The organism is Rhodanobacter sp. C05 (genome assembly GCF_002001165.1).
Classification (GTDB): domain Bacteria; phylum Pseudomonadota; class Gammaproteobacteria; order Xanthomonadales; family Rhodanobacteraceae; genus Rhodanobacter.
Genome location: NZ_MUNQ01000007.1, coordinates 162,477 through 186,794, shown reverse-complemented (window position 1 = coordinate 186,794; position 24,318 = coordinate 162,477). Strand labels below are relative to the sequence as shown.

22 protein-coding genes are annotated in these 24,318 nt (G+C 62.9%); all 22 read left to right on the top strand.

The window, feature by feature from the left end; genetic code table 11:
* The first annotated feature begins 2 nt into the window (after positions 1 to 2).
* The gene (locus B0E51_RS05360; protein ID WP_077443821.1) at positions 3 to 1,349 is read left to right on the top strand and encodes an aminodeoxychorismate synthase component I; all 1,347 of its coding nucleotides are present in this window, start codon (positions 3 to 5) and stop codon (positions 1,347 to 1,349) included.
* Positions 1,349 to 2,176, top strand: a complete 828-nt coding sequence (pabC, locus tag B0E51_RS05355; RefSeq protein WP_077443820.1) for an aminodeoxychorismate lyase — start codon at positions 1,349 to 1,351, stop codon at positions 2,174 to 2,176. Before B0E51_RS05360 ends, pabC begins: the two co-directional genes overlap by 1 nt.
* Positions 2,173 to 3,204 carry an endolytic transglycosylase MltG gene (gene mltG, locus B0E51_RS05350; protein WP_077443819.1) on the top strand — a complete coding sequence of 344 codons (1,032 nt, stop codon included), beginning with the start codon at positions 2,173 to 2,175 and terminating at the stop codon, positions 3,202 to 3,204. Before pabC ends, mltG begins: the two co-directional genes overlap by 4 nt.
* 14 nt (positions 3,205 to 3,218) lie before the next feature.
* Positions 3,219 to 3,857 (top strand): dTMP kinase, encoded by a 639-nt coding sequence (gene tmk / locus B0E51_RS05345; protein WP_077443818.1) that lies wholly within the window; start codon positions 3,219 to 3,221, stop codon positions 3,855 to 3,857.
* Complete coding sequence (gene holB, locus B0E51_RS05340) at positions 3,854 to 4,789, top strand: DNA polymerase III subunit delta' (protein WP_077443817.1); 936 nt, start codon at positions 3,854 to 3,856, stop codon at positions 4,787 to 4,789. The genes tmk and holB overlap by 4 nt, the downstream gene beginning before the upstream one ends.
* On the top strand, positions 4,780 to 5,778 hold the full coding sequence (locus B0E51_RS05335; protein WP_343124658.1) for a PIG-L deacetylase family protein: 999 nt from the start codon (positions 4,780 to 4,782) through the stop codon (positions 5,776 to 5,778). The genes holB and B0E51_RS05335 overlap by 10 nt, the downstream gene beginning before the upstream one ends.
* 192 nt (positions 5,779 to 5,970) lie before the next feature.
* Positions 5,971 to 8,850 carry an EAL domain-containing protein gene (locus B0E51_RS05330; RefSeq protein ID WP_254424416.1) on the top strand — a complete coding sequence of 960 codons (2,880 nt, stop codon included), beginning with the start codon at positions 5,971 to 5,973 and terminating at the stop codon, positions 8,848 to 8,850.
* 96 nt (positions 8,851 to 8,946) lie between these two features.
* Positions 8,947 to 9,300: a PilZ domain-containing protein gene (locus B0E51_RS05325; protein WP_077443815.1), complete on the top strand. Its 354-nt coding sequence runs from the start codon at positions 8,947 to 8,949 to the stop codon at positions 9,298 to 9,300.
* A 273-nt stretch (positions 9,301 to 9,573) separates the two neighbouring features.
* Positions 9,574 to 9,930, top strand: a complete 357-nt coding sequence (gene ndhC, locus B0E51_RS05320; RefSeq protein ID WP_077443814.1) for an NADH-quinone oxidoreductase subunit A — start codon at positions 9,574 to 9,576, stop codon at positions 9,928 to 9,930.
* The gene (locus B0E51_RS05315) at positions 9,921 to 10,478 is read left to right on the top strand and encodes an NADH-quinone oxidoreductase subunit B (RefSeq protein ID WP_077443813.1); all 558 of its coding nucleotides are present in this window, start codon (positions 9,921 to 9,923) and stop codon (positions 10,476 to 10,478) included. The genes ndhC and B0E51_RS05315 overlap by 10 nt, the downstream gene beginning before the upstream one ends.
* A gap of 9 nt (positions 10,479 to 10,487) precedes the next feature.
* Positions 10,488 to 11,216 (top strand): NADH-quinone oxidoreductase subunit C, encoded by a 729-nt coding sequence (locus B0E51_RS05310; RefSeq protein ID WP_077443812.1) that lies wholly within the window; start codon positions 10,488 to 10,490, stop codon positions 11,214 to 11,216.
* A gap of 26 nt (positions 11,217 to 11,242) precedes the next feature.
* The gene (locus B0E51_RS05305) at positions 11,243 to 12,472 is read left to right on the top strand and encodes an NADH-quinone oxidoreductase subunit D (RefSeq protein ID WP_254424427.1); all 1,230 of its coding nucleotides are present in this window, start codon (positions 11,243 to 11,245) and stop codon (positions 12,470 to 12,472) included.
* A 21-nt stretch (positions 12,473 to 12,493) separates the two neighbouring features.
* Positions 12,494 to 13,021: an NADH-quinone oxidoreductase subunit NuoE gene (nuoE, locus tag B0E51_RS05300; RefSeq protein ID WP_077443811.1), complete on the top strand. Its 528-nt coding sequence runs from the start codon at positions 12,494 to 12,496 to the stop codon at positions 13,019 to 13,021.
* A gap of 3 nt (positions 13,022 to 13,024) precedes the next feature.
* Positions 13,025 to 14,350, top strand: a complete 1,326-nt coding sequence (nuoF, locus tag B0E51_RS05295) for an NADH-quinone oxidoreductase subunit NuoF (protein WP_077443810.1) — start codon at positions 13,025 to 13,027, stop codon at positions 14,348 to 14,350.
* A complete protein-coding gene (gene nuoG, locus B0E51_RS05290) occupies positions 14,347 to 16,674 on the top strand; it encodes an NADH-quinone oxidoreductase subunit NuoG (protein ID WP_077443809.1) in 2,328 nt (775 codons plus the stop codon). Before nuoF ends, nuoG begins: the two co-directional genes overlap by 4 nt.
* Positions 16,675 to 16,679: 5 nt before the next feature.
* Entirely contained in the window at positions 16,680 to 17,708 is a 1,029-nt protein-coding gene (nuoH, locus tag B0E51_RS05285) for an NADH-quinone oxidoreductase subunit NuoH (RefSeq protein ID WP_077443808.1), read from the top strand.
* 8 nt (positions 17,709 to 17,716) lie between these two features.
* Positions 17,717 to 18,208, top strand: a complete 492-nt coding sequence (gene nuoI / locus B0E51_RS05280) for an NADH-quinone oxidoreductase subunit NuoI (RefSeq protein ID WP_077443807.1) — start codon at positions 17,717 to 17,719, stop codon at positions 18,206 to 18,208.
* Between the two features lie 8 nt (positions 18,209 to 18,216).
* Positions 18,217 to 18,867, top strand: a complete 651-nt coding sequence (locus B0E51_RS05275) for an NADH-quinone oxidoreductase subunit J (protein ID WP_077443806.1) — start codon at positions 18,217 to 18,219, stop codon at positions 18,865 to 18,867.
* Positions 18,861 to 19,169, top strand: a complete 309-nt coding sequence (gene nuoK, locus B0E51_RS05270) for an NADH-quinone oxidoreductase subunit NuoK (protein WP_217318004.1) — start codon at positions 18,861 to 18,863, stop codon at positions 19,167 to 19,169. Before B0E51_RS05275 ends, nuoK begins: the two co-directional genes overlap by 7 nt.
* Positions 19,170 to 19,173: 4 nt before the next feature.
* Entirely contained in the window at positions 19,174 to 21,249 is a 2,076-nt protein-coding gene (nuoL, locus tag B0E51_RS05265; RefSeq protein WP_077443805.1) for an NADH-quinone oxidoreductase subunit L, read from the top strand.
* A gap of 15 nt (positions 21,250 to 21,264) precedes the next feature.
* Entirely contained in the window at positions 21,265 to 22,773 is a 1,509-nt protein-coding gene (locus B0E51_RS05260; protein WP_077443804.1) for an NADH-quinone oxidoreductase subunit M, read from the top strand.
* A 12-nt stretch (positions 22,774 to 22,785) separates the two neighbouring features.
* A complete protein-coding gene (gene nuoN / locus B0E51_RS05255) occupies positions 22,786 to 24,240 on the top strand; it encodes an NADH-quinone oxidoreductase subunit NuoN (RefSeq protein ID WP_077443803.1) in 1,455 nt (484 codons plus the stop codon).
* Positions 24,241 to 24,318 lie beyond the last annotated feature (78 nt).

The window sequence follows — 24,318 nt, the reverse complement described above, 5'->3', positions numbered from 1 at the left end:
GAGTGACCTGCCATCGTCGTATTCTGGCCGGCCGGCGCGATTTGCTCGCGCCGGCCGCTTCGTTTCCGGAACGCTACCCGTGCCTGCTCGAAAGCGTGGTGCGCGGCACCGCGCAGTCGCGTTACGACATCCTTTTCGGGTTCCCCCGCGATCGGCTCACGCTGTACGCGGATGGCCGTCTGTGTGATGGCGCCGGAAATCTGCAGAGTGGGCGTTTCCTCGATGCGCTGGATGCGGCCTGGCAAGCCGAACGATTGCCGCCAGCTGACGATGAGCTGCCATTCCATGGTGGCTGGGTGCTGCTGCTGGCGTACGAACTGGCAGGCGAGATCGAGCCGAAGCTGAGGTTGCGGCCGCCGTCTGCCTTGCCGGTGGCACTGGCTGTGCGCTGCCCGGCCGCGGTAATCGTCGATCACGCGCGCGACTGCACGATCCTGCTTGCCGAGGCTGGCCATGAGGATTTGCTCGACATGTTGGAGTCAGATCTCGCCGCCGCACCGCTGATCCCGTCGTTGCCTGCACCGACCACATGGGAAGAGGATGCGCCGCCATTGTTTCTCGATGGTGTTGCACGCATCCACGAACACCTTTATGCCGGCGATATTTTTCAGGTGAACCTGTCGCGCGCCTGGTGTGCTCGCTATGCGCAACCACCCACGCCGGCGGCGTTGTATGACGTGCTGCGCCGGGCCAATCCGGCCCCGTTTGCCGGCCTGCTGCAGCAACCGGCCTGGGCCGTGGTGAGTTCCTCGCCGGAACGGCTGGTCGAGGTGCGTCGTGGCCTGGCGCAGACCCGGCCGATCGCCGGCACGCGACCGCGATTGCCTGGCGATGACGAGCTGGCCCGCATCCGCGAATTGAGCGCGCATCCGAAGGAACGCGCCGAACATGTGATGCTGATCGATCTGGAGCGCAACGATCTCGGTCGCGTCTGCGTGCCGGGCACGGTCGAGGTCGACGAGTTGATGGCGGTGGAAAGTTACGCCCACGTTCACCACATTGTCTCCAATGTACGAGGCCGCCTGCGGGCCGAAGTGACGCCCGGTGAAGTCATCGCCGCCACGTTCCCCGGCGGCACCATCACTGGCTGTCCCAAGGTGCGCTGCATGGAAATCATCGCCGCACTGGAAGACGCTCCGCGTGGCGCCTATACCGGCGCGCTGGGCTATCTCGATCGCAACGGTGACCTCGACTTGAACATCCTGATCCGCACCCTGACCCTGACCGGCGATGAAGTCAGCCTGCGCGCGGGTGCCGGAATCGTCGCTGATTCGGTGGCTGAGCTGGAGCTCGATGAAACCCGCGCCAAGGCGCGAGGTCTGCTGCGTGCGCTGGGAGTGCCGGACTGATGACGGCGCGCATGCTGATCAACGGCGCAGCGGCCGACCGGGTTCCGGCACGGGATCGCGGCCTGGCTTACGGCGACGGCCTGTTCGAGAGCATCCGTTTTGTCGGTACCGTGGCGCCGTTGTGGTCGCGCCACATGCAACGGCTCAGCGAAAGCTGCGAACGCCTGCGGATACCGGCGCCTGATACGGCGCAATTGTGGCGCGAGGCCTTGGAAGTCATTCGCGACATGCCGCAGGCGGTGGTACGCATCACCGTAACCCGCGGTGTCGGCGAGCGCGGTTACGCGTTGCCGGTATCGCCGCAGCCGATGCGTGTAGTGGCAGCTTTCGCACCGCCGAAGGTCGCGGACTCGGCGCATGTGCAGGGCGTGCGCATGCGTGTGTGCGATCTCCGTCTGGCCGAACAACCGCGGCTCGCCGGCATGAAACATCTGAACCGGCTGGAACAGGTGCTTGCGCGTGCCGAGTGGGACGATGAGGCGATCGCCGAGGGTGTGCTTTGCGATAGCCACGGTCGAGTGATTTCGGCAACCATGGCCAACCTGTTTGCCGTGGTTGATGGTGTACTGCTGACGCCGGCGCTGGATCGCTGCGGCGTGGCTGGCGTGGCCCGTGCCGAAGTGTTGGCGGCATGCCCGCAGGCGCAAGTGGGCGAACTGACACTGGATGCCTTGTTGGGTGCCAGCGAGGTCTTTCTCAGTTCCAGCGTGCGCGGCATCCTGCCGGTACAGTCGCTGGATGATCGGGCGTATGCCCCAGGCGTACTCACACGCCGGCTGCAACTGCACTGGCACAATCTGGGTTTTTCGATGGAGCAGGACGGATGAGTCACCGATCGATGCGCGGACGCGCATGGCCATGGATACTGCTCGCGCTGCTGGCGATCGGCGGTGCGCTGCTGTATGGCTGGAACGACTTCAATCGTTTCAGCAACACGCCTCTGCAGGTGACCACGCAGGGCGACAGCATCGATATCGGTCGTGGTACCAGCTTCAGGAACATCGTTGGTGAACTGAACCAGCGCAAGCTGAGCATGGCCAATCCGCTGTACTGGCGGCTGCTGGCCGAGCAGATGCGAGTGGCAGGCAAGCTGCATGCCGGCGAGTACGCGCTGACGACGGGCATCACGCCACGCCAGCTGCTCGCCAACATGGCGGCCGGCAAGGTGATGCAGCGCAACTTCACCATCGTGGACGGCTGGACTTTCGCCGAATTGCGCCAGGCACTGGCCAAGGCCGACAAGCTCGACCACGACAGTGCCAGTCTGGACGATGCAACGATCATGCAGAAGATCGGTGCTCCCGGGGAGGCGCCGGAAGGACGTTTCCTGCCGGAGACCTACGCCTATGTGAAAGGGGATGGTGATCTGGACATTCTCAAGCGCGCGCACGCCGACATGGTCAAGACGCTCGATGCGCTATGGCCTGCACGTGACAAGGATTTGCCTTTGGCCATGCCGTACGATGCGCTGATCCTGGCCTCGATCGTGGAGAAGGAAACCGGCCGTGCCGATGAGCGTGCGCGGATCGCCGGCGTGTTCGTACGGCGTCTGGAAAATCACATGCTGCTGCAAACCGACCCCAGCGTGATCTACGGCATGGGCGCGAGTTACACCGGCAATATCCACAAGAGCGACCTCGCCACCGATACGCCGTACAACACCTATACCCGACCGGGTTTGCCACCGACGCCGATCGCGCTGCCGGGCAAGCCGGCGCTGCTGGCGACCTTGCACCCGGCACCCGGCACCGAGCTCTACTTCGTTGCCCGTGGCGACGGCGCCCATGCGTTTTCCAGCACGCTGGACGAGCACAACCGCAACGTCGACTGCTACCAGCGGAAGCATTGCCAATGATGAGCGCATCGTCCATGGAAGCCGCGCGTGGGAAATTCATCAGCCTCGAAGGCGGCGAGGGTGCCGGCAAGAGCACCCTGCTGGCCGGGTTGCGCGCCTGCATCGAGCAGCACGGCATCGCCCTGGTGCAGACTCGCGAACCCGGTGGCACGCGGGTGGGCGAGGCGGTGCGCACCATCGTGCTCGATCCGGCGCTGCACGACCTGGCCGCCGAGACCGAACTGTTGCTGATGTTCGCCTCGCGCGCGCAATTGGTGCGCGAATTGATCGAACCGGCACTGCGCGCGGGCAAGTGGGTGCTGTGCGACCGGTTTGCCGATGCCAGCTACGCCTATCAGGGCGGCGGTCGCGGTCAGCCGGAGTCGCGCATTGCCGAACTTGAGCACTGGGCCTGTGCCGGTATCAGGCCAGACCTGACGTTGTTGCTCGATCTGCCGGTGGCGACCGGACGGGCGCGTGCTGCCGGTCGCGGCGATGCTGATCGCATCGAGGTCGAAGCGGACAGCTTCTTCGAGCGCGTGCGCGCAACGTATCGCCAGCGTGCCGCTGCCGAACCGCAGCGCTTCCGCATGATCGATGCCGGTCAGTCACCGTCCGATGTGCTCCAGGCAGCGATGGTTGCGATGGCGCATCTGTTCGAGGCGATCACATGAGCACCATGCCCTGGCATGCGGAACACTGGCTGCGCCTGCAGGCACGCCGCCAGCGCGATGCGCTGCCGCATGCGCTGTTGCTATGCGGACCGGCTGGACTCGGCAAGCGCGCATTCGCCCAGCGTTTCGTGCAGGGCTTGCTGTGCGAGCGACCGATCGACGGCGAAGCCTGCGGTGGTTGCCGCAGTTGCCTGCTGCTGGCGGCTGGCTCGCACCCGGACCTGGTTGCGCTGAGCTTCGGCCTGCGCAAGGACGGCGTACAGCGCAGCGAGATCGTGGTCGAGCAGATCCGCGAGCTGTCGGCGCGGCTGGCCATGCGCAGCCAGTTCGGCGGCTGGCAGGTAGCCATGATCGACCCGGCCGACGCGATGAATACCGCCGCCGCCAACGCGTTGCTGAAGACGCTGGAGGAACCATCGCAACAGACCATGCTGATCCTGCTCGCCGATGCGCCATGGCGGATGCCACAGACCATCCGCAGCCGCTGCCAGCGGATCGAGTTTCAGTTGCCGGCTGCCGCCGATGCTTTGGCCTGGTTGCAGGCCGTAGGCGTGAGTGACGCTGCGACAGCACTCGTTGCCGCAAGCGGCAATCCGGGTCAGGCCTATCTCTGGGCACAGGAAGGAGCGCTGGAGCGACGGCTGGAAGTGCGCAAGGACCTGGCCGCGCTGGCAGCCGGGCGCGGCCAGTCGACCGAGGTGATCAAGCGCTGGCTGGATAGCGAGCCGGCCCAGCGCTTGTGGTTTGCTGCCCAGGCTACGGCCGACGAGATCAAGGCACGCGCGGCGGGAAGCACGGGGCCGCTGGCCAGCGCAATGGACGTTGAAGCGCTGGGGCACTGGTACGACGCCCTCAATCGCACCCGCGAAGGCTTGCGCGGTCCGCTGCGCGGCGATCTGCTGCTGCTGGAGCTGCTGGCGCAGTGGCGTTGACGGGAGTCGTCGCCAACGCGTTGCCAGCGATGACAGCGCCAGAGTTGCCGGCTTTTTCCGGGCAGACGCGGCTGTTGGTGATAGCGCCACACCCGGATGACGAGACTATCGCCACTGGCCTGTTGATCCAGCAGGTGGTGGCGGCGGGCGGCGAGGTGCGCATTCTGCTGTTGACCGCCGGCGACAACAATCCGTGGCCACAGCGCTGGCTGGAGCGGCGACTGTGGATCCGCGACGCCGACAGGCAGCGCTGGGGGCAGCGTCGTCAGGCTGAAATGCGGCAAGCAATGCAACAGCTTGATCTGCCGGAGTCGGCGCTGGAATGCATGGGCTGGCCGGACATGGGGCTCAATGCCTGCCTGTTGCAGCCGGAAAGCCTGGCGGTATCACTGCTGGCCACGACAATCGGCCGGTTTCGGCCCAGCCTGATCGCATTGCCATCGATCGATGACCGTCATCCCGATCATGGCGCGGCGCACGTGCTGGTACGGCTGGCGTTGGCGAGTCAGGCCGCCGCGCCGCAGCTGCTGACCTATCTGGTGCATGGTCATGCCAGGCATGCCGGGTTCGTGGAAATTGAAGGCTCGCGCGAGCAAATGATGAACAAGCTGGCGGCGTTGGATGCACATGAGAGCCAGATGGCCTTGAGCGGCCAGCGCATGCGACGACTGGCCATGCGTGCCGAGAGTTACCTCACAGTGCCGGCAGTGTCATCTGCCGTTCTGCCGTGGCAGCCACCCCGATGGCTGCGACCATGGCTGCGACTGAGTCTGGTCAGTGCGAGAGGTGCGCAGAGCTGGAACTGGCATGAGGCCCCGCTGCAGCATGTCCCGGGTGGTGGTTATCGGTTGTCGCCAACTGGCGGAATGGCAGGGCAATCACAGTTCGCCAGATTGGCTTCCACCCTGCCATCGCCGTGGATTTTCGATCATTGGGGCTGGTGCGAGCTGCCGTGCGATCTGTCACGTCATGGTGCCGGCCTTGCATAGGTCGATTGACAGGGCTAGCGTGGTGCCAAGGGGAACCAGGGGGTGCGACCAATGGTGGCGAATCATCACGGCATGGCTGCGCGCTTGCCTCGGTGTCGGGCTATCCTCCCGTGTCGACGACTGTTTCAGCCGACCGCCGATGTGGCAGATCTAGGCAGTAGCGGCGATTCCATCCACTGACTGGTCACGTGAATGCACAATCCGGATCAGAACTCGATGCAGGTCGATACGGGAGCGGTCAACGCGTCCAGTGAGAGCTTCTATGCAGCGCTCTCGGAGATCGGTCAGTTGCTGGTCCGCTCACTGGCCCCGTCGGTACTGTACGAGGGAGTCATCGAAGTACTTGAGCGCCGGATCGGTGCCCGCTTTGTGATGGTGGGTGAGCTTGATCGCGGCAGCAGCCAATTCCGCCGCATAGCGCCGGCACGGGTGGCCCCAGGCATGGGCGATATCTACCCCGAAGGCATGTCGTTCTCGGTTGCACGCCCGACGTTCTGGCAGGGCGCACCGCAGGTGGAGGCTGATATCCGGCATACCCCTGGTCTGGAGATGTTCCGCCCGGCCTATGTGCGGCATGGGGTCACCTCTGTCGTCGCCGTGCCGGTGCTGAAGTTTGGTGAAGTGTGTGCCGGACTGGTCATACGGTCGTCGCACGCCAGCTTCTTTTCACCGCAGATGATCGAATTGCTGCAGCAGGTCGCGGCAAGCATCGGGCTGGGGCTGGAGGCGGACGCGCAGCGCACGCGGTTGCTGCAATCGGTGCAGGACGAGGCGCGCCAGCGCTGCGCGCTGCGATTGCTCAGCGAGATGATCAAGCTTGCAACGCACAGCGTGGACGAACAGGTGCTGCTGACCGATGCCTGTCGTGTGGCCAGGCGTACCGGCGGCTATCAGGCAGCGTGGATCGGTCTGCTGCAGGAAGACTCCGGCACGCTGCTGCAATTGCGTGCCCATGATGGTTTGATTCCGGAGATCGGCGCGAATGTCAGGCTCGATCTGAGCGATCCCGGCCATGCAGACGATGCAACCGTGATCGCCATGACAACAGGTCAGGCGCATATCCGTCATCGGCTGTCGTCGGGTCGCATGGACTGGCCGTCGGGGACAGGCATGGGAGCCTTGCACGCATTGCTGGCCCTGCCGCTGCGGGTGGACGGGGCAATCATCGGAGTGTTCGTGATTGGCGCGGTTGGAACGGATGCTTTCAACGCGGTGGAGGTTCAGGTCTTCTCGGAAATGACGGTCGAGCTCGGCCTGGGTATCCAGATGCAGCGAGCGCGCGCTGCCCGTGTCGTGGCTGAGCACAATCTGCGGCTGAGTCTGCAGCATTTCCGCACCATCCTGTCGAACCAGTACACCGGCATCCTGGTGGTTTCCGAAGACAATCGCGTGAAGTTTGCCAACGAGGCTTTCTGCAACCTGTTCGGTTTGTCCGAGACACCGGCCGAGCTGGAGAATCAACCTGCATCCAGGATGTATGACTCTCTGAAACCGGCCTATGAGGACCCTGAGCGGGAGTGGGCCAGGATCCAGCAGATTCTGGCTCGCGGCGAGCCGGTCGAGGCCGAGGAGATCTCCATGCGGGGCGGCCGCATTTTCCTGCGTGACTTTGTGCCGATCAGGATCGATGGTGTGCCGCAGGGGCGGTTGTGGCAGCAGCGCGACATCACCGAACAGAAGATGCACGAGGCCAGGGTCGAGCGGCTGGCCTTCTACGACGTGGTCACGGGCTTGCCGAACCGGCGCCTGTTGTTCGAGTTGCTGGAGCAGGCGAGAACGCGGGCCGGCAGGGATCAGTCACAACTTGCCGTCGGCGTGCTCGATCTGGATCGCTTCAAGAGCGTCAATGACACGATCGGGCATGGCGGCGGCGATCGTGTGCTGGCGGAAGCGGCGGCACGGATCCTGGGCATGCTGCGTGAAGCAGACGTACTGGCCCGTTTCGGTGGTGATGAATTCGCGCTGGTGATCTCCGGTCTTGACAGCCAGGAGCAGCTTGACGTGATCAGTCGCTGCATCCTGCAGGCGTTGCGGGCACCGTTCAATGTCATGGGCGAGCAGCTTTATCTGTCCGCCAGCATCGGCTGGACCCTGTTTCCGCTTGATGGGTCCGATGCTGAAGGGTTGGTGCGGCATGCCGATCTGGCGATGTATGCGGCCAAGGAAGATGGCAAGGATCGGGGCTCGCTTTACGAGCCGGTGATGGAGCTGGAGCAGCTGCGGCTGCAGGCGATGCGCGAACGGATCGCCCAGGCGTTGCAGCAGTCACATCTGCAGCTGCTGTTTCAGCCGATTGTGTTCATCGACGGTCTGCCAGGGCGGCATGGAGTGGCGGGAATGGAAGCCTTGCTTCGCCTGAAGGACACCGAGCAGGGACTGATCGAGCCTGCCAGCTTCATGCATGTGCTGGACGATCCCCAGCTGGCGCGCCCGATTGGCCGCTATGTGCTGGATGAGGCGTTGCGTCGTTGTCAGGCATGGATGCGTGAAGGCATCTCGATTCCGGTGTCGATCAACATCAGCACCCGTCATCTGCTGCATCCGGCGTTTTTCAACGACATCGACGCCGTGCTCGATACTTATCCGGACGTGATGGATGTGGGCTTCGGCATCGAGGTCACCGAGACCGGTCCTTCGATGGATCATTCCCGCGCGAAAACCGTCATCGAGGAGTGTCGTCGGCGCGGCATTCGCGTCGGCCTGGACGATTTCGGCACGGGTAGCGCGTCGCTCAGCCATATCCAGAAACTGGATATCGAGCACATCAAGCTGGATCAGAGTTTCGTACGCAATATCCTCAGCGACGAGCGCAACATGGCGATTGCCGCAGGCGTCATTACCACCGCCCGCATGCTGGCGAAGACGGTGATTGCCGAAGGGGTCGAGACGGCGGAGCAGGGTGATCTGCTGGCTTCGCTGGGCTGCCACCAGCTACAGGGTTTTTCGATCTCGCGTCCGATGGCGGCTGACGCCGTGCCGGCCTGGGTCACTGACTGGGTGCCGCCGGCTTCGTGGGGTCGACTCGTGAACGAGCGACAATCACTGCTGTCCAGTCAATCCGACAATGCATGATGTCGTGGCTGCGCCGCCGTGGTGGCACCAGCGGATTGTAGCGTCTAAGATCAGTATCATTGATCGGGCGGCGGAATCGTCCGGCAGGAGTCCCGCATGAAACCCATGGGCGCCCGTCAGGGCATCATTTCACTGAAAATCAAGGATGCGGCCTCGCTGTACAACGCGTACATGCCGTTTCTCAAGCATGGCGGCCTGTTCGCGCCAACCGCGCAAGCCTATTCGCTGGGTGATGAAGTGGTGCTGCTGGTCACCCTGGCCGAGGAAACCGAGCGGCTGTCGGTGGTCGGCAAGGTGGTCTGGATCAGTCCGCTGGGTGCGCAAGGCAATCGTACCGCCGGCATCGGCATCCACTTCAACGAGTCGGGCGACGCCGAAGCTGCGCGTAGCCGCATCGAGAACATCCTTGCCGGTACGCTGAACTCGGAGCGTGCCACCCACACCATGTGACGATACCGTCACGCCATGGCCGCAACGCATGGCGATAGTCCGCATGCTGTCAGCCGTCAAGGCTTGTCGTTGTACCCATGCGCGCTGATACAATGGCGGGATTCGCGAGTTCATCTCGCGGAACATCGGATGCTTGCGGCTTCAATGCCCGCAAGTGTGGTCGAGCAGCCCATGGCTGCCTCGGCCTGCCGAATCGAAGTCGCCGGACCGTGAGTTACTGGACAAGTCGCCACGGTCACTGATGCGCCTGATGGCGCGGAGGTAAGTTGCATCGTGCTTGCCGAATACTGGCCCGTTCTGTTGTTCATCGGCGTCGCCACCGGCCTTGGCCTGGTGTTGCTGGCCGTCGGCCTGCTGGTAGGGCCTAGCCGTCCCGAGGCGGAAAAACTCGCGCCTTACGAGTGCGGCTTCGAGGCATTCGAAGACGCGCGCATGCGTTTCGACGTGCGCTACTACCTGCTCGCCATCCTGTTCATCATTTTCGATCTGGAAATCGCCTTCCTGTTTCCATGGGCGGTCGTGTTCCAGCAGATCGGCATCATCGCGTTGATCGAGATGGCGCTGTTCCTGCTGCTGCTGGTCATCGGTTTTGCCTACGTGTGGAAGAAGGGAGCACTGGAATGGGAGTGATCTCCTCCATCGACAAGGTGATGCATAACCCGCAGCCGCTGAATCTTGTCGACGATATCCTGCGGCCGGCCGGCGACAACCCGATCGTGCAGCGTGGCTTCGCCACCACCAGCGTCGATGCGCTGATGAACTGGGCGCGCACCGGCTCGATGTGGCCGATGACATTCGGCCTGGCCTGCTGCGCGGTCGAGATGATGCATGCCGGTGCGGCGCGACTGGATCTGGATCGCTACGGCGTTATCTTCCGTCCCAGCCCCCGCCAGTCCGACGTGATGATCGTGGCCGGTACCCTGGTCAACAAGATGGCCCCGGCGCTGCGCAAGGTCTATGACCAGATGCCCGAGCCGAAGTGGGTGATCTCGATGGGCAGCTGCGCGAACGGCGGTGGTTATTACCACTATTCCTATTCGGTGGTGCGCGGTTGCGATCGCATCGTGCCGGTGGACATCTACGTGCCGGGCTGCCCGCCCACGGCCGAAGCGCTGATCCACGGCATCCTGCAGTTGCAGAAGAAGATCCGCCGCACCAGCACCATCGCGCGTTCGTGAGGCCCTGATATGTCCGACACACCTGCGACCTCGCTGGCCGAACGCCTCGCTGCGCGATTCGGCGACACGCTGACCATCAGCACGCAGCGCAACGAAATCACCGCCGAGCTGGCTGCTGCCGACCTGATCGCGGTGGCCACCGCGCTGCGCGACGAGCCGGGCTTCCGCTTCACCGAGCTGATCGACCTGTGCGGCGTCGACTACCTCGGTTACGGCCAGACCGAGTGGGATACGACCGATATCTCGTGGACCGGTTTTTCGCGTGGCGTGGAAGGCCAGGCGATGGGTCGTTTCGACTGGGCAGGGCGCCCACGCGGCAACGACGAGCCGCGTCGCTTCGCCTCGGTGGTTCATCTGCTGTCGATCGAACACAACCGCCGCCTGCGCCTGCGCGTGTTCTGCGCGGACGACAGCATGCCGGTGGTGCCGTCGTTGACCCTGGTGTGGCCGGGCGTGAACTGGTTCGAGCGCGAAGCGTTCGATCTGTACGGCATCATCTTCGATGGCCATCCGGATCTGCGCCGCATCCTGACCGACTACGGTTTCGTCGGCCATCCGTTCCGCAAGGACTTCCCGCTGATCGGCAATGTCGAAGTGCGCTACGACCCCGAGCAGAAGCGGGTGATCTACGAGCCGGTATCGATCGAGCCGCGCGTGCTGGTACCGCGCACCATCCGCAACGACGCCGACCTGATGCAAGCCAAGGCCGAAGCGGCCGACGATTGGCAGAGGAACTGATCGTGCAAGAAATTCGCAATTACACGATGAACTTCGGCCCGCAGCACCCGGCCGCGCACGGCGTGCTGCGCCTGATCATGGAGATGGACGGCGAGACGATCATCCGTGCCGATCCGCACGTGGGCTTGTTGCATCGTGGTACCGAGAAGCTGGCCGAGTCCAAGCCGTTCAACCAGTCGATCGGTTACATGGACCGGCTCGACTACGTCTCGATGATGTGCAACGAGCACGCCTACGTGAAGGCGATCGAGAACCTGCTGGGGATCGAGGCGCCGGAACGCGCGCAGTACATCCGCACCATGTTCGACGAGATCACCCGCATCCTGAACCACCTGATGTGGATCGGCTCGAACGCGCTCGATCTCGGTGCGATGGCGGTGTTCCTGTACGCGTTCCGTGAGCGCGAAGAGCTGATGGACGTGTACGAGGCGGTGTCGGGCGCGCGCATGCATGCGACCTACTATCGTCCAGGCGGCGTCTACCGCGACCTGCCGGCGCAGATGTCGCAGTATCGCGAGTCGCCGTGGCACAAGGGCAACGACCTCAAGCGCATCAACAGCTGGCGCGAAGGTTCGATGCTGGACTATCTCGAAGCGTTCACCAGCGACTTCCCGTCGAAGGTGGACGAGTACGAAGATCTGCTGACGAACAACCGCATCTGGAAGCAGCGCACCGTCGGCATCGGCGTGATCAGCCCGGAGCTGGCCCAGCAGTGGGGCATGACCGGCGTGATGCTGCGCGGTTCGGGCGTCGAATGGGATCTGCGCAAGAAGCAGCCGTATGCGAAGTACGCCGAGATGGATTTCGACATCCCGGTCGGCGTCGGCGGCGATTGCTACGACCGTTACCTGTGCCGCGTCGAAGAGATGCGCCAGTCGAACCGGATCATCCAGCAGTGCGTGAAGTGGCTGAAGGCGAATCCCGGCCCGGTGATGGTCGAGAACTTCAAGGTCGCGCCGCCGTCGCGGGTCGAGATGAAGGAGGACATGGAAGCCATGATCCATCACTTCAAATTGTTCACCGAAGGCTACTGCGTGCCGGCCGGCGAGACCTATGCCGCGGTCGAGGCGCCGAAGGGCGAGTTCGGCTGCTATCTGGTTTCTGATGGCGCCAACAAGCCGTTCCGCGTGCACCTGCGCGCACCGGGTTTTGCCCACCTGTCATCCATGGACACCATCGTGCGCGGCCACATGCTCGCTGACGTGGTGGCCATGATCGGTACCTATGACCTCGTGTTCGGCGAAGTGGATCGCTGAGCCGGCACGACGGAGAAACGCATGAAAGCCACCGGACATTTCGAGCAGGTCAGGAACGTCGATCCGCTCGTCGTACTCAACGACCACACCCGCCATCACATCGATGAGTGGGTGGCCAAGTTCCCGCCGGATCGCAAGCGCTCGGCGCTGATCCAGGCGCTGTTTGCCGCGCAGGAGCAGAACCAGGGCTTCCTCACCGACGAACTGATCACTGCGGTCGCGAAGTATCTCGACCTGCCAGCGGTGTGGGCTTACGAGGTTTCCAGCTTCTACTCGATGCTCGAGACCAAGCCGGTCGGCCGCAATAACGTGGCGATCTGCACCAACATCTCGTGCTGGCTCAACGGCGCGGAAGGCTTGGTGCGCCATTGCGAGAAGAAGCTCGGTATCAAGACCGGCGAGAGCACACCGGACGGCCGCATCTATCTGAAGCAGGAAGAGGAATGCATCGCCGCTTGCGTGTACGCGCCGGCGATGACGGTGAATGGGCATTACCACGAGCGTCTCACCACCGTGAAGCTCGACGAAATTCTGGACGGGTTGGAATAAGCCATGGCAGTCGGACCCGCACCGCAGGAACATCAGGTCGTCTACACCACGCTGCATTTCGACAAGCCGTGGGCGATGGAAAGCTACGAGAAGGTCGATGGCTACAAGGCATGGAGAAAGATCCTCGCCGAGAAGCCCGATCCGGCCGCATTGATCGAGGAAATCAAGAAGAGCAGCCTGCGCGGTCGCGGTGGCGCGGGTTTCCCGACCGGGCTGAAGTGGTCGTTCATGCCCAAAGGCACGATGCAGAAATACATCCTGTGCAACTCGGACGAATCCGAACCGGGCACGTCAAAGGATCGCGACATCCTGCGCTACAACCCGCATTCGGTGATCGAGGGCATGGCCATCGCCTGCTATTGCACCGGCTCGACCGTGGCCTACAACTACCTGCGTGGCGAATTCCATCACGAGCCGTACGAACACCTCGAAGAAGCGCTCAAGGAAGCGTATGCGGCCGGCCTGCTTGGCAAGAACGTGCAGGGCAGTGGCATCGACGTGGATATCTACAACGCGCTCGGCGCCGGCGCCTACATCTGCGGTGAGGAAACCGCACTGATGGAATCGCTGGAAGGCAAGAAGGGCCAGCCGCGCTTCAAGCCGCCGTTTCCGGCCGGTTTCGGCCTGTATGGCAAGCCAACGACGATCAACAACACCGAGACCTATGCCTCGGTGCCGGCGATCCTGCGCAATGGCGCCGACTGGTTTCTCAATCTCGGCAAGCCGAACAACGGCGGCCCGAAGATCTTCTCGGTGTCCGGTCACGTCAACAACCCGGGCAACTTCGAGATTCGTCTCGGCACATCGTTCAAGGACTTGCTGGACATGGCCGGCGGCGTGCGCAACGGCCACAAGCTCAAGGCAGTGATTCCTGGCGGTTCCTCGATGAAGGTGCTGCCGGCCGACATCATGCTCGAGAGCACGATGGACTATGACTGCCTGCAGAAGGCCGGTTCGGGCCTCGGTTCCGGCGCGGTGATCGTGATGGACGAGACCACCTGCATGGTCAAGGTCTGTCATCGCATCTCGCGTTTCTACATGGCCGAGTCCTGCGGTCAGTGCACGCCGTGCCGCGAAGGTACCGGCTGGATGTACCGCGTGCTTTCGCGCATCGTCGAAGGCAAGGGCACCCAGGACGACCTGCACCGCCTGAAGGCGATTGCCGGCCAGATCGAGGGTCACACCATCTGCGCGTTCGGCGAAGCTGCGGCGTGGCCGGTGCAGGGTTTCCTCGCGCGTTTCTGGAACGAATTCGAATATTTTGTGCAGCACGGGCGCTCGATGGTTGATGACCAACTGGCCGAAGCCAACCAGGGAGTTGCCGCATGAGTGCGCAGCCCAGCAATAACACCGCGCCCGACCTGATCAACATCGAGGTCGATGGCAAGCCCACGCAGATCCGCAAGGGCGCGATGATCATCGAGGCGGCCGACGCGATCGGCGTCGCGATCCCGCGCTTCTGCTATCACCGCAAACTGCCGATCGCCGCGAACTGCCGCATGTGCCTGGTCGACGTGGAAATGGGCGGCAAGCTGATGCCCAAGCCGCAGCCGGCGTGTGCTACTCCAGTAGCGGAAGGCATGAAGGTGATGACGCGCTCGGACAAGGCGCTGAAATTCCAGAAAGACGTGATGGAGTTCCTGCTGATCAACCATCCGCTCGACTGCCCGATCTGCGATCAGGGCGGCGAGTGCGAGCTGCAGGACGTGGCGCTGGGTTACGGCCGCAGCGTGTCGCGCTACACCGAACGCAAGCGCACCATCGCCGACGAGAACCTCGGGCCGCTGGTCGCCACCGAGATGACCCGCTGCATCCAGTGCACGCGCTGCGTGCGCTTCACCAGCGAGATTGCCGGCACCTATGAACTGGGCGGCATGAGTCGTGGCGAGAACCTGCAGATTGGCACTTATATCGGCAAGACGATCGAGACGGAGCTGTCCGGCAATATCGTCGACGTCTGCCCGGTTGGCGCGCTGACCAACAAGCCGTTCCAGTTCCAGGCGCGCGCCTGGGAGCTGATTGCCAAGCCGTCGATTGCTTATCACGACGCGCTCGGCTCCAACCTGTGGCTGCATACGCGCCGCGGTGAAGTGCTGCGCACGGTGCCGCGCGACAACGAAACGATCAACGAATGCTGGCTGTCCGATCGCGACCGCTACAGCCACCAGGGCCTGTACGCGGCCGACCGCATCCATGCGCCGGAAGTGAAGCGCAACGGCCAGTGGCAGACGACCACCTGGGAAGATGCCTTGCAGTTTGCCGGTGAGGCGCTGAAGAAGGTGCCGGGCAGCGAGCTCGGCATCCTGGTGCATCCGGGCAGCTCGAACGAGGAAGGCGATCTGCTGATGCGTCTGGCCCGTGGTCTGGGCAGCGCACATGTCGATCATCGTCTGCGTCAGCTCGACTTTGCCGACAACGCCTTTGCCAGCAGTTTCGCGCTGCCAGTCACCGACGTCGCGCAGGTCAAGGCTGCCTTGCTGGTCGGCTCCGATCTGCGTCACGAAATGCCCTTGCTCAACCATCGCCTGCATCAGGCGGTGAAGAAGGGCGCCAAGGTCTACACGGTCAATCCTGCGAGCTTCGATTTCAATTACAACCTGGCTGGCGAATCCATCGTCGCGCCGCAGACGCTGGTCGATGCGCTGCTGGCACTGGCCAAGTCGGCCGTGGCCGCCGGTGCAACGGCACCGGCGACGCTGGTCGACGCGATCGATGCTGCGACTGGCGATCAGGGCGACAGCGATGCGATCGCTGCGCTGAAATCGGGCAGTGCAGTGGTGATTCTCGGTGAAGCCGCGGTCACGCATCCGCAGGCTTCATGGCTGCGTGCACTGGCCCGGTTCATTGCCGACGCCACTGGCGCCGGTTACAACGAACTGCCGGTGGGCGCGAATGCCGTGGGTCTGGCCAAGCTCGGCGTGCTGCCGGGTAACGGCGGACTCGACGCGCAGGCGATGCTGGCGCAGCCGCGCATGAGCTATGTGCTGTATGGCGTCGAGCCACCGCACGATTTCGCCGATGGCACGGCAACCCTGAAGGCATTGCGCAGTGCGGAGCAGGTAGTAGCGTTCAGCGCCTACGCCAGCGCAGCGTTGCGTGAAGTGGCCGACGTGATCCTGCCGATCGCGCTGCTGCCGGAGATTGACGCCACCGTGGTCAATGTCGATGGCCTGGCACAGGGTGTCAGCGCCGGCGCCAAGGCACCCGGTCAGGCCCGCCCGGGCTGGAAGGTGTTGCGTGCATTGGGTGGAGCCTTGCAGCTGGCCGGTTTCGAGTTCGACGACCTGGCTGGTCTGCGTGACGGCATCAGCGAACGTGCAGTGGCGCCGCGCAGCGATCTGGCCACACGTACGGCTGCCGCTGGCCTGACCCGTCTCGCCACCTGGCCGATCTATCGTGGCGATGCGGTATTGCGTCGTGCCACTGCGTTGAATGCGCATCCGCTCAATCGTACCCCCGCGGTACGTCTGAATGCGGCTGAGGCGCAGCGGCTCGGCCTGACCGATGGTGCGCAGGTGCGCATAGGCGACGTGTTGCTGCCGTTGGTCGTCGATGTGGCCGTGCCGGATGGCGCGGCATGGATCGAGGCCGCCCAGGATCTCACTGCCACGCTGCCGCCGTATGGCGCGGCCATCACCTTGAGCAAGGCATAAGCATCATGGCTGATCAACTTATCCATCAGCTCCTGATCCCGGTGCTGTACATCGTGGCCATCGTGTTGCCGCTGATCATCGCGGTGGCGATGTTCGTGTACTGGGAGCGCAAGGTCATCGGCTGGATGCATGTACGCATGGGGCCGAACAAGATCGGTCCGTTCGGCCTGCTGCAGGCATTCGCCGACGTGGTCAAGCTGTTGATCAAGGAAGTGATCCTGCCGACCAAGGCGAACCGGGCGCTGTATTACCTGGCGCCGTTGCTGGCGCTGATCCCGGCGCTGGCGGCATGGGCGGTGGTTCCGTTCAGCAGCAAGATGGTGCTGTCCAACGCGAATGCCGGCGTGCTGTATCTGCTGGCGATGACCTCGATGGGTGTGTACGGCATCATCCTGGCCGGCTGGGCGTCCAATTCGCGCTACGCACTGCTCGGTGCGATGCGTTCGGCGGCGCAGGTGATCTCGTATGAACTGGCGATGGGTCTGTGCCTGGTCTGCGTGCTGGTGCTGGCCGGTTCGCTGAACTTGACCGACATCGTCAACGCACAGGCGGGCCACAAGGGCCTGTTCGGCTGGTTCTGGCTGCCGCTGCTGCCGGTGTTCGTGATCTATTTCATCTCCGGCGTGGCCGAGACCAACCGCGCGCCGTTCGACGTGGCCGAGGGCGAGTCGGAAATCGTCGCCGGTTTCCATGTGGAATATTCCGGTTCGGCCTTCGCGATCTTCTTCCTGGCCGAATACGCCAACATGATCCTGGTCAGCTTCCTGGCCGCGATTCTGTTCATGGGTGGCTGGCTGTCGCCATTCCCCGATACGTGGGGCTTCATCGGCCAGGGCGGCTTCATCTGGCTGTTCATCAAGGCGTTCCTGTTCGCCTTCATGTTCCTGTGGTTTCGCGCCACCTTTCCGCGCTACCGCTATGACCAGATCATGCGGCTGGGCTGGAAGGTGTTCATCCCCATCGCCATCGTGTGGGTTCTCGTGGCCGGCTGCATGAAGTACTACGGCCTGGTCACCATCGGCACGGGGGTCTGAAGAAAGTCATGTCCCGCATTACCCATTATTTCAAGAGCCTGCTGCTGGTCGAGTTGTTCCAGGGCATGGGCCTGACCCTGCGTTACATGTTCAAGCCGAAGTACACCGTGCGCTATCCGATGGAGCACATTCCGAAGTCGAACCGCTTCCGCGGCCTGCATGCGCTGCGTCGCTATGCGAACGGCGAGGAACGCTGCATCGCGTGCAAGTTGTGCGAGGCGGTGTGCCCGGCGCTGGCGATCACGATCGACTCGGCTCCGCGCGAGAGCGACGGCCAGCGCCGTACCACGCGCTACGACATCGACCTGTTCAAGTGCATCTTCTGCGGCTTCTGCGAAGAGAGCTGCCCGGTCGACTCGATCGTCGAGACCAGCATCCACGAGTATCACTTCGAGCATCGCGGCGAGAACGTGGTGACCAAGCAGCAGCTGCTGGCCATCGGTGATCGCTTCGAGCAGCAGATTGCCGCCGACCGTGCGCAAGACGCGGCGTACCGCTGAGGCCAACGATGAATCCCCAACTGTTCCAACTCATCTGTTTCTACGCCTTCGGCTTCGTCACCGTGGCCGCCGCACTGTCGGTGATCACGCTGAAGAACACCGTGCACGCGGTGCTGGCGCTGGTGCTGACGTTCTTCAGCGCGGCCTGCCTGTGGATGCTGCTGGACGCCGAGTTCCTGGCGCTGGCGCTGATCGTGGTCTATGTCGGCGCGGTAATGGTGCTGTTCCTGTTCGTGGTGATGATGCTCGACATCGACCAGGAGAAGATGCGCGAGGGCTTCGTGAAGTTCCTGCCGGTCGGCCTGATCGTGGCGGCGGCGATGCTGGTGGAGATGCTCGGCCTGATCGGCGTGCGCGCGATGCACACGCAGGTCATGGGGGCCGATCCGGCTGCCGCAGCGGGTACGTCCAATACGGCGTGGCTGGGTCGTGCGCTGTATACGCAATACCTGCTGCCGTTCGAAGTCGCCGCGCTGATCCTCACCGTGGGCGTGGTCGCAGCGGTGGCGCTGACCCTGCGCCAGCGTGTCGACGCGCGTTACGAGTCGGCCAGCCAGCAGGTCAAGGTCAACCCGCGTGACCGCGTCCGCCTCGTGAAGATGGCGGCCGAGCGCCCCGTCGACGAAACGGCGGCCCCGTCGCAGGAATCCAAATCATGATCACGCTATCGCACTACATCGTGCTTGGCGCGGTGCTGTTCTGCATCGCCGTCGCCGGCCTGTTCATCAACCGCAAGAACGTGATCGTGCTGCTGATGTCGATCGAGCTGATGCTGCTTGCGGTGAACATGAATTTCGTGGCGTTCTCGCGCTTCCTCGGCGATGTGTCGGGGCAGGTGTTCGTGTTCTTCATCCTCACCGTGGCCGCGGCAGAAGCAGCCATCGGCCTGGCGATCCTGGTGCTGCTGTTCCGCAATCGCAGCACGATCAATATCGCCGACATCGACAGCATGAAGGGTTGATCCGATGCAGCTTTCGACATCCATTCTGCTGACGATCGCGCTGGCCCCGCTGGTCGGTTGCGTGCTGGCCGGCTTCCTGGGCAAGTTCCTCGGGCGCACTGGCTCGCACAGCGTCACCATCCTCGGCGTGGCGATCTCCTGTGCGCTGTCGTTCTATGTGCTGTACCAGCTCACCCTGGGTGGCGCCGAGACGTACAACCAGAACATCTACACCTGGTTCCAGATCGGCCACTTCAACGCCAGCGTCGGCTTCCTGGTCGACCGCCTGACCGCGATGATGCTGGTGGTGGTGAGCTTCGTGTCGCTGCTGGTGCACGTGTACACCATCGGCTACATGGCCGACGACGATGGCTACAAGCGCTTCTTCAGCTACATCTCGCTGTTCACCTTCTCGATGTTCATGCTGGTGATGAGCAACAACTTCATGCAGCTGTTCTTCGGCTGGGAAGCGGTAGGCCTGGTGTCGTACCTGCTGATCGGCTTCTGGTACAAGCGGCCGACCGCGATCTTCGCGAACCTGAAAGCGTTCCTGGTCAACCGCGTGGGCGATTTCGGCTTCCTGCTCGGCATCGCGGCGGTGCTGTATTTCCTCGGCACGCTGGATTACGCCACCGCGTTCGGCTCGGCGCCCTCGCTGATCGGCAAGACCCTGCAGATCACCGCGGGTACGCAGTGGGATGCCGCCACGGTGATCTGCATCTGCCTGTTCATCGGTGCGATGGGCAAGTCGGCGCAGGTGCCGCTGCACGTGTGGTTGCCCGACTCGATGGAAGGCCCGACCCCGATCTCCGCGCTGATCCATGCAGCCACGATGGTGACCGCGGGCATCTTCATGGTGGCGCGCATGTCGCCGCTGTTCGAGTTGTCGTCAACTGCGCTCAGTTTCGTGCTGGTGATCGGTGCCACCACCGCGCTGTTTACCGGCTTGATCGGCATCGTGCAGAACGATATCAAGCGAGTGATTGCGTACTCGACGTTGTCGCAGCTGGGCTACATGACGGTGGCGCTGGGCGTGTCGATGTACAGCGGTGCGGTGTATCACCTGATGACGCACGCGTTCTTCAAGGCGCTGTTGTTCCTCGGCGCCGGCTCGGTGATCATCGCGATGCATCACGAGCAGGACATGCGCTACATGGGCGGCCTGCGCAAGTACATGCCGATCACCTGGATCACCATGTGGATCGGTTCGCTGGCGCTGTGCGGCGTGCCGTTCTTCTCAGGCTTCTATTCGAAGGACGCGATCATCGAAGCGGTCGGCGAATCGCATCGCTGGGGTTCGGGCTACGCCTATTTCTGCGTGATGGCTGGTGCGCTGGTCACGTCGCTTTACACTTTCCGCCAGATGTATCTGACGTTCCATGGCAAAGAGCGCTTCACCGTCGTCGCTCACCATGGTCACGCGCATCACGATGCGCATGACGATCATCACGACGATCATGGCCACCATGAGCCGGGCGTGCTGGAACATGCCCCGAAGGAATCGCCGTGGGTGGTGACGCTGCCGCTGGTGCTGCTGGCGATCCCGTCGCTGCTGGTCGGTTTCTTCACGGTCGGGCCGATGTTGTTCGGCAATTGGTTCGGCAGCGCGATCCACGTTGACGAAGCGAACAACGTACTGGCCGAACTCGGTCAGGAATTCCACGGTTCACTCTCTATGGCCCTGCACGGGTTCTCCCTGATCGGCCCGTTCGGCCTAGTGCTGCTGGCTTTCGTGATCCAGACATACATCTATCTGTTCAACCCCTCGATGGCCGACAAGATCAAGTCGGCGTTGAAGCCGTTGTGGACCGTGCTCGACCGCAAGTACTGGGTCGACGACGTCTACTTCGCGGTGTTCGCCCGCGGCGGCCTCAAACTCGGTCGCCTGTTCTGGAAGGCGGGTGACACGGCGGTGATCGACGACACCATGGTCAACGGCTCGGTGAGCCTGATTCACCGTATCGCTGCCGCTACGCGCCGTCTGCAGTCGGGTTATCTCTACCACTACGCCTTCGCGATGATTCTTGGCCTGATCCTGCTGCTTGGCGGGTACTGGTTCTTTGGTTCTGGGCCGATCGGTTCCGGCCTGATCGGGCAATAAGGGAAGCAAGCACACATGTTCAATCACTTGCTCAGCCTGCTGATCTGGCTCCCCGTTGCCGGCGCCATCCCGGTGCTGCTTGCCGGCTCCACCCGTCCCAATCTGGCACGCTGGTTGTCGCTGCTGGTGGCCGTGCTGACCTTCGCGGTCAGCCTGTTCCTGCTGGTGCAGTACAACCCCGATACCGGAGGCATGCAACTGACCGAAAGCTATCTGTGGATCGCTTCGTGGGGCGTCCACTACGGGCTGGCGGTCGACGGCATCTCGGTGGCGCTGATCCTGATGACCACCTTCGTCGGCATCCTGGTGATCGCCGGTGCATGGGAAGTCATCCAGGACAAGCCGCACCAGTACATGGCCGCGATGCTGATCCTCGAAGGTCTGCTGATCGGCGTGTTCTGCGCCACCGACGCGCTGCTGTTCTATGCGCTGTTCGAGGCAATCCTGATCCCGATGTTCATCCTGATCGGTATCTGGGGTGGTCCGCGGCGGGTATACGCCACGCTGAAGTTCTTCATCTACACGTTCTTCGGCTCGGTCTTCATGTTGATCGCGCTGCTGTACCTGTACGAGAAGGCGCATACGTTCGACCTCGCCACGCTGGCCGCTCTGCCGTTGACGATGAAGGAGCAGAGCTGGATCTTCTTCGCGTTCCTGATCGCGTTTGCGATCAAGGTGCCGATGGTGCCGGTGCATACCTGGTTGCCGGATGCCCACGTGGAGGCGCCGACTGGCGGCTCGGTGGTGCTGGCGGCAGTGATGCTGAAGATCGGCGGATACGGGTTCCTGCGCTTCTCGCTGCCGATCGTGCCGGACGCCTCCGAGCACTTCGCCTGGGTGGTGATCGCGCTGAGCCTGATCGCGGTGGTCTACATCGGTTACGTGGCGCTGGTGCAGGAGGACATGAAGAAGCTGGTGGCGTATTCATCTGTGGCCCATATGGGCTTCGTCACCCTGGGCATCTTCATCGCGTTCATGCTGGTGCGTGAATCGGGCAACATCGATATGGCGCAGCTGGGCATGCAGGGCGCGATGGTGCAGATGATCTCGCACGGTTTCGTCTCCGGCGCGATGTTTACCTGCATCGGCGTGCTGTACGACCGCATGCACACCCGCTCGATCAAGGATTACGGTGGTGTCATCAACGTGATGCCGTGGTTCGGCTTCTTCTATGTGCTGTTTGCGATGGCAAACTGCGGTCTGCCGGGCACCAGCGGCTTTGTCGGCGAGTTCATGGTGATCCTGGCCAGCTTCGCGGCAAATCCGTGGATCGCCCTGTTTGCCGCGTTCACCCTGATCATCGGTGCGGCCTACACGTTGTGGCTGGTCAAGCGCGTACTGTGGGGCGACATCACCAATTCGCACGTGGCCGAGATGAAGGAAATCAACGGCCGCGAAACGTTCGTGCTGGTGGCCTTCGCCGCCGCCGTACTGGCGCTGGGCATCTGGCCGCAACCGCTGGTCCATCTGATGGACAGTTCGGTATCGCAGCTGGTGCACCAGATTGCCATTCACAAGATTTGATCGGGATCGAACATGCCGACTTTTATTGACATCCTGATCATGGCACCGGAGTTTTATCTGGTCGCAGCGGCGTGCTTGCTGTTGCTGCTGGATGCCTTCATGAAACCCGAGCAGCGCCCCATGCTGCACTGGATTTCGATCGTCGTGCTGCTGGTGGCCGTCTATATGCTGATTGCGGGCCAGCAGGAGCCGGCGGTAACCGCCTTCGGCGACATGTTCGTGCGTGACCGGGTGGCGGATATCCTCAAGATCTTTGCGTTGCTGACCACCGTGCTGGTGATGGTGTACGCGCGGCCCTACCTGATCGACCGCAAGCTGCTGATCGGCGAGTTCTACACGCTGATGATCTTCGCGGTGATCGGCATCATGCTGCTGGTGTCAGCCGGCAACCTGGTCACCGTGTACCTGGGACTGGAGCTGCTGTCGCTGTCGTCGTATGCACTGGTCGCATTGAACCGTGATGCACGATTGCCGTCCGAGGCGGCGATCAAGTACTTCGTGCTGGGCGCACTGGCCTCGGGCATGCTGCTGTACGGCATGTCGATGGTCTACGGTGCCTCCGGCATGGGCGGCACGCCGAGCCTGGATCTGGCGCAACTGCACAACGTGATGGCGTACACCACGGCGCCGAAGCTGCTGCTGTTCGGACTGATCTTCATGATCGTCGGCATCGGCTTCAAGCTGGGTGCTGCACCATTCCACATGTGGATTCCTGACGTCTACCAGGGTGCGCCGACGCCAGTCACCACCTTCATTGCCTCGGGCTCAAAGCTGGCTGCCTTCGGCATGGCGTACCGCCTGCTCAGTTCGGGCATGGGCGACCTGTCGCAGCATTGGCAGTTGATGCTGGCGGTGCTGGCAGTCGTTTCGCTGGCGATCGGCAATCTGGTCGCGATCGTGCAGACCAACCTCAAGCGCATGCTGGCGTATTCGACCATCTCGCACATGGGCTACCTGCTGCTGGGTCTGGCCGCGGCCGGGCCGGAAGGCTATGCCGCGGCGATGTTCTATGCGATCTGCTATGCGCTGATGGGTGTGGCTGCGTTCGGCGTGATGCTGGCGCTGACCCGTGCGGGTTTCGAGTGCGAGGAAATTGCCGACCTGAAGGGACTCAACCAGAAGTCTCCGTGGATGGCGTTCCTGATGCTGCTGGCGATGTTCTCGCTGGCCGGTGTGCCGCCGCTGTTCGGTTTCTGGGCCAAGGTCCTGGTGCTGGAAGCGGCGATCCACGCGAACATGTTGTGGTTGGCCATCGTCGGTATCGTGTTCGCGATCATCGGTCTGTACTACTACCTGCACGTGATCAAGGTGATGTACTTCGACAAGCCGGCCGAGGGCAGTGAGTTGAAGGCCAAGCCGGATGCGTCCCTGCGCGTGGTGTTGTCGTTGAACGCGCTGTCGTTGCTGGTGCTGGGTCTGTACTGGGGGCCGCTGCTGGGCTGGTGCCGGTCAGCGTTCGGCCTTTGATCGATGCGGGTGTGGAAACCATCGTGTCATGCTGAGATGGTTCACTGCACAGTGACAAAGCAACAGATTGTTAAGTTG